6 protein-coding genes are annotated in these 5,423 nt (G+C 70.0%); 5 read left to right on the plus strand and 1 reads right to left on the minus strand.

Going from position 1 to position 5,423, the window contains the following annotated elements:
• Positions 1 to 324: 324 nt before the first annotated feature.
• Positions 325 to 1,032: a TetR/AcrR family transcriptional regulator gene (locus tag ACFWX1_RS21330; protein WP_378389802.1), complete on the minus strand. Its 708-nt coding sequence runs from the start codon at positions 1,030 to 1,032 to the stop codon at positions 325 to 327.
• Positions 1,033 to 1,133: 101 nt separating this feature from the next.
• Between ACFWX1_RS21330 and ACFWX1_RS21335 the strand changes: the two genes are divergently transcribed.
• The 5 genes from ACFWX1_RS21335 to ACFWX1_RS21355 form a co-directional block, all read left to right on the plus strand.
• Positions 1,134 to 1,568, plus strand: coding sequence for an SgcJ/EcaC family oxidoreductase (locus tag ACFWX1_RS21335; protein WP_378389804.1), 435 nt, complete (start codon positions 1,134 to 1,136; stop codon positions 1,566 to 1,568).
• Positions 1,565 to 1,948 (plus strand): hypothetical protein, encoded by a 384-nt coding sequence (locus ACFWX1_RS21340; protein ID WP_378389806.1) that lies wholly within the window; start codon positions 1,565 to 1,567, stop codon positions 1,946 to 1,948. Before ACFWX1_RS21335 ends, ACFWX1_RS21340 begins: the two co-directional genes overlap by 4 nt.
• A 53-nt stretch (positions 1,949 to 2,001) precedes the next feature.
• Positions 2,002 to 2,820 carry a siderophore-interacting protein gene (locus ACFWX1_RS21345; protein ID WP_378389808.1) on the plus strand — a complete coding sequence of 273 codons (819 nt, stop codon included), beginning with the start codon at positions 2,002 to 2,004 and terminating at the stop codon, positions 2,818 to 2,820.
• A gap of 9 nt (positions 2,821 to 2,829) precedes the next feature.
• Positions 2,830 to 4,062: a serine hydrolase domain-containing protein gene (locus ACFWX1_RS21350; RefSeq protein ID WP_378389809.1), complete on the plus strand. Its 1,233-nt coding sequence runs from the start codon at positions 2,830 to 2,832 to the stop codon at positions 4,060 to 4,062.
• Between the two features lie 51 nt (positions 4,063 to 4,113).
• On the plus strand, positions 4,114 to 5,423 hold a 1,310-nt coding region (locus tag ACFWX1_RS21355; RefSeq protein WP_378389811.1), incomplete at its 3' end, for a styrene monooxygenase/indole monooxygenase family protein.

Raw genomic sequence — 5,423 nt, forward strand, 5'->3', positions numbered from 1 at the left:
GGGGGGGCGCCCCCTGGGCCTCGGGGTCAGCGCGCCCGCGCCCGCGCCTTGCCCCACCACTCCCGCCGACCTCCCCACCCCCCCCCCGCCCCCGCCCCCCCGACAGTCCATGCCACCACGCGAAGCCCTAAAGGGTGCACTGTCCAGTGCTCGTCGGACGCCCTCAAGGGGTCCTTCACAGCATCACAACGGCTTGCCCGGTTGTCCTTTGTGGACTTCGGTGCCCTCAAGGGGTCCTTCGGTGCGCTGGGCGCGGTGGAGGACCCCTTCATCACTTTCGATGTGCCTCGCAGTGGGTGGACGGCTGCGCCGACCGTGTGACGCTCACGAGTTCTTGGCCGCCAGGGCTTTCAGGCCGGCGAGGAACATGTCCAGCGCGAACTCGAATCGCTCGCCCGCTGTGTCGGCGTTGAAGAACTCCCCGATCCGCAAGGTGTTCGGGAACATCGCCGGCGGCAGTGATTGCAGGTACGCCTCCATCTGCTCGCTGCGCTCGGCCATGTCCTTCTGGTCGAAATCGCCCCACGTCCAGCTGCTCGCCTCATAGGCGTACGCCTTGGCGTAGAGCGACAACGAGTCCGCGGCGTAGGTCGCCTGCTTGAGATCGAGGCCGCCCGCGCGCAGCAGTGCGAGCATGGTTTCCCCGTGCCGCAGCATGTTCGGGCTGACCGGGATCGCGATGCTCCACGCGACCCGCGCGATCCCCGGGTACGCCGTCATCGCGCGGACCTGGTGCCCGAGCAGTTCCTTGACCTGCCCGGCCCAGCGCGCCGGATCCGGTTCCGGCAGCGGCAGATCGCTCAGGACGCTGTCGAGCATCAGCTCGTCGAGCTCCTCCTTGTTCGCGACATGCGCGTACAGCGAGGCCGGCCCAGTTTCCAGGGCCTGGGCCACGCGGCGCATCGTCACCGCGGAGATGCCCTCGGCCGCCAGGATGTCCAGCGCCGTCTTGACGATCAGCTCCTGGGACAGCGCGGGTTTGGCGGCACGTCGCCGCGGCCGGTTGCGCCACGGCGGGGGTGGAACGGTCACTCGGTCACCTCCAGGGTTCGCGAACACTGTACTTGACACGAACGCCGTTCGTCATTAGAACTGTGTTCGTCAAACGAACGACGTTCGTGAAGGAGCTGACCATGACCGATCTGCGGCAAGCCGTGTCCGAGGAAGCCGCCGTGCACGAGGTGCTCGCCCGCCTCGTCGACGCCTGGAACGCGGGTGACGCGACGGCGTATGGCGCGTTGTTCACCGAGGACGCGGACTACGTGACCTTCTTCGGGATGAACATGCCCGGTCGCGCGATGATCGAAAGCGCGCACCGCGCGCTGTTCGAGGGACCGTTGAAGGGGTCGAGACTCACCGGCGCGCCGGGCACGGCCAAGGTGCGGTTCGTGCGCCCCGACGTCGCGATCGCCGTCATGGGCGGTGGTTCCTCGGTGTCCGGCGCGGCGCGGACCGACCCGGGGCGCGAATCGACCGTGACCACCGTCCTGGTGCGACAGGACAACGGATGGCGCATCGCTTCGTTCCAGAACACCCGCGTCTCCGATCCCGCGGCGCAGGCGGGATGAAGCCGCTGGCCGAGGTGTCCGGGGTGGTCGGCGCCCCGGCGCCGGAGGTGTTCGCGCGACTCGAACGACGCCTGCGCGGCGGCGAATATCCGATGCGCCTCGAAGTCGATCCGGAGCGCCGGACGCTCGCCGCGCAGGGTGGCTGGTGGTACCGCGGCGAATACGCGGTCGAAGATCATCCCGCGGGCGCGCTGGTCCGTCATCGGGTGCTGAACGTCGCGGAGCGGGGCGCGTGGGCCGTGCCGCTGGCCAACCGGTTCTTCGCCGGATTCCGTGGCCGGGTGCGGGACGGCTTCCTGGAATTGCTGGCCGAACTCGGCGGCAAAAAACGGAGTGGCCGGATCCGGGAGCGAGCGCGTACGGTGAGAAGTCGGGAGTAAGGTTAGCCTTATCATTGAGACGTCCGGGTGAATTGTCCGGTGGAGGAGGGCGTATGGCCGAGGCACCAGCAAGGGGCGGACGTCCGGCGGCGCGGCTGGAGGTGCTGCGCACCGAACGGCTGACCCCGCACATGATCCGCATCGTGGCCGGCGGGGACGGCCTGCGGGACTTCGAGCCCAACGCGTTCACCGACGCCTACGTCAAGGTCATCTTCAAGGTGCCGGGGGTGACCTACCCGGAGCCGTTCGACATCCGGACGGTCCGGGCCGAACTGCCGCGCGAGCACTGGCCGCGGATGCGTTCCTACACGGTGCGCGCCTACGACCCGCAGGCCGGGGAACTCGTCTTCGACTTCGTGCACCACGGCGATGAAGGCATCGCCGGGCCGTGGGCCGCACGGGCGAAACCCGGCGACGAGCTGCTGATCTCCGGGCCCGGCGGGGCGTACGCGCCGGGCCCGGAGGCGGACTGGCACCTGCTCGCGGGCGACGAGAGCGCTCTGCCCGCCATCGCCGCGTCGCTGGAGGCCCTGCCCGCCGGGGTGCCGGCGCACGCGGTGATCCTGGTCGAGGACGCCGCTGAGGAGCAGTCGCTCGTCACCAAGGCCGACGCGCAGATCACCTGGCTGCACCGCAGCTCCGGCGGTGACGTCGCCGCCGCGGTCCGCGCTTTGCCGTGGCGGGACGGGGTCGTCCAGGCCTTCGTGCACGGCGAGGCCGGGTTCGTCCGGGAGCTGCGGCGGTACCTGCTCGACGAGCGCGGTGTCCGGCGTGACCTGTTGTCGATCTCCGGGTACTGGCGGATCGGGAAGAACGACGAGGCCTGGCGCGAGGAAAAAGCGGCCGAGCGCGCGCGGGAGCAGAACGCGTAATCTCACGCCATGACGGGTGAGCTGAAGGTGGACGTCGATCCGGCCGAAGCCGGCTTCGACGCGGAGCGGCTGAAGCGGATCGACCGGCATTTCGCCCGGTATGTCGACAAGGGCCTGCTGCCCGGATTCCTGGCTGTGGTGAGCAGGCATGGCCGCGTCGCGCATCTTTCCGCGTACGGTAAGCGTGACGTCGAAACGGACGCGCCGGTCGAGACGGACACCCTGTGGCGCGTCTTCTCGATGACGAAGCCGGTCACCTCGGTCGCCGCGATGATGCTCGTCGAAGAGGGCCTGATCGACCTCACCGACCCGATCGCGCGGTGGCTCCCGGAGTTCGCCGAGCCGCGCGTCTACGTCAAGGGGTCGGCGCTGCGCCCGGTGACCGAACCGGCGACCGAGCCGATCCGGCTGTGGCATCTGCTCACCCACACCGCCGGGCTGACCTACGGCTTCATGCACTCGCATCCGGTCGACGCGATCTACCGCGAGGCCGGGTTCGAGCGGGGGATGCCCGCCGGTGCCGACCTCGCCGAATGCGTCCGGCGGTGGGCCGCGCTCCCGCTCGTCTTCCAGCCTGGCAGCGAATGGAACTACTCGGTGGCCACCGACGTGCTGGGCCGGCTCGTCGAGATCCTTTCCGGCAAACCGCTCGACGAGTTCTTCGCCGAGCGGATCTTCGGCCCGCTCGGCATGACCGACACCGGCTTCTTCACCGAGGACGCCGATCGCGTCGCGACGATCTACACCCCGCGCCCTGGCACCGGGCAGATCGTCCCCGCTCCCGCGTTCGACGGCTGGGCCCGGTCGCGGCCGGACAGCCTGTCCGGTGGTGGCGGCCTGGTGTCGACCGCGGGGGACTACCGCCGCTTCACCCAGATGCTCGTGCGCCGCGGCGAACTCGACGGCGTCCGGCTGCTGGGCCCGCGCACGGTCGACCTGATGGCGAGCAATCACCTGCCGGGACGGGCGGATCTGGAGGAGTTCGGGCGGCCGGTGTTCGCCGAATCACCCATGCACGGTCACGGTTTTGGCCTCGGGTTCTCCGTGCTCGAAGACCCGGTGAAGGCGAAGACGCTCTCCAGCGCCGGGGAAATCGCGTGGGGCGGTGCCGCGTCGACCGCGTTCTGGGTCGACCACGACGAGGACCTGACCGTCGAGTTCTACACCCAGTTGCTGCCCTCCAGCACCTACGCGATCCGGCCGCAGTTGCGCCAGTTGGTGTATCAAGCCCTGGTGGACTAGACCACGATCGCCGCGTCGGGCACCCTTTTCCGTACGGGGAAAGGGGAGGGCATGCGGCGGATCGGCATCGTCGGGGCGGGGCAGGCCGGGCTGGTACTGGGGCTGGGCCTGCGACGGCACGGATACGAGGTCACGATCGTAACGGAGCGGTCGGCCGAAGCCGTGCGCGGTGGCAGGCTGATTTCCAATCAGTGCCTGTTCCATCCGGCGCTGACCCGGGAACGGGAACTCGGCATCAACTTCTGGGACGCGCACGCGCCGGAGATCGGCGAGGTGGCCTTCTGCACGGCAGGGGAACCGGGTGCGGGCAAACCCGCGATCGCCTGGCGCGCGCCGCTCGACCAGCCGGCGCAGTCGGTGGACCAGCGGGTCAAGGTGTCGGAGTGGATGGCCGAATTCGCCCGGCAGGGCGGGGAAATCCGGGAACGCCGGGTCGGCCCGGAGGATCTCGACGACTACGCGAGGGAGTTCGACCTCCTCCTCGTCGCCGCCGGACGGGGTCCGCAGTTCGACGCCCTGTTCCCGCGCAACGAGATCCTTTCGCCTTACTCCGAGCCTCAGCGCTCGATCGGCATCCTGTACGTCAAATCCGCCGGAGACGAGCCCCTGCCCGCGATCTCCTCCGGCCTCAGCGTCGCCCTCTCCGACGCGGGGGAGTTCTTCGGACTGCCGGTGTGGTCGGTCGACGGGCCCGTCTACGGCGTGGGGTTCTTCGGTTTCCCCGGCGGCCCGCTCGACTGCTGGGACGAGGTAACCGACACCGAGCAGCATTTCGAGCGCGCGCGAAACCTGCTGCGTACCTACTTCCCTTGGCTCGCCGGGATTCTCGAAGACGCGCGGCCGAGCCGCCCGCTCGACGCGCTGCGCGGGCGCGTCCTGCCGGTGGTGCGGCAGCCGGTCGGGACGTTGCCCTCCGGGGCGAAGGTGCTCGCGATGGGCGACACAGCGGTCACGAACGATCCGGTGGCCGGACAGGGCGCCAACATGGCCGCGCACGCGGCCCGGTCGTATGAGGAGGCGATCCTCGAGCAGGGCGACCGGCCCTTCGACGAGGAGTTCATGCGTCGCGCGTTCGCGCGGTACTGGGACCGGGCTCGCTATTCGACGCGGTTCACCAACGACCTGCTGGAGCAGGGCCCACCGCCGGATCACCTCCTCGAAACGCTCGAAGCCGGGCAAGCCCTTCCCGAGGTCGCCCATCGGTTCGCCCACCTCTTCGTCAATCCCGCCGACTACACGGGCTGGCTCACCGATCCCACCGCGGGGGGGGGGGGGCCCGCAGCACGCGCGCGCGCCCCCGCGCGCCGTCAGACCCCCGCCCGCTCACCGCCGCACCCGCCGCGCCCGCGGGGAGCCCGCGG

The organism is Amycolatopsis sp. NPDC059021 (genome assembly GCF_042739895.1).
Lineage (GTDB): Bacteria > Actinomycetota > Actinomycetes > Mycobacteriales > Pseudonocardiaceae > Amycolatopsis.

Coding starts and splice junctions, on each gene's coding strand:
- ACFWX1_RS21350 (WP_378389809.1), top strand. CDS start 2,830: ATGACGGGTGAGCTGAAGGTGGACGTCGATCCGGCCGAAGCCGGCTTC.
- ACFWX1_RS21345 (WP_378389808.1), top strand. CDS start 2,002: ATGGCCGAGGCACCAGCAAGGGGCGGACGTCCGGCGGCGCGGCTGGAG.
- ACFWX1_RS21340 (WP_378389806.1), top strand. CDS start 1,565: ATGAAGCCGCTGGCCGAGGTGTCCGGGGTGGTCGGCGCCCCGGCGCCG.
- ACFWX1_RS21335 (WP_378389804.1), top strand. CDS start 1,134: ATGACCGATCTGCGGCAAGCCGTGTCCGAGGAAGCCGCCGTGCACGAG.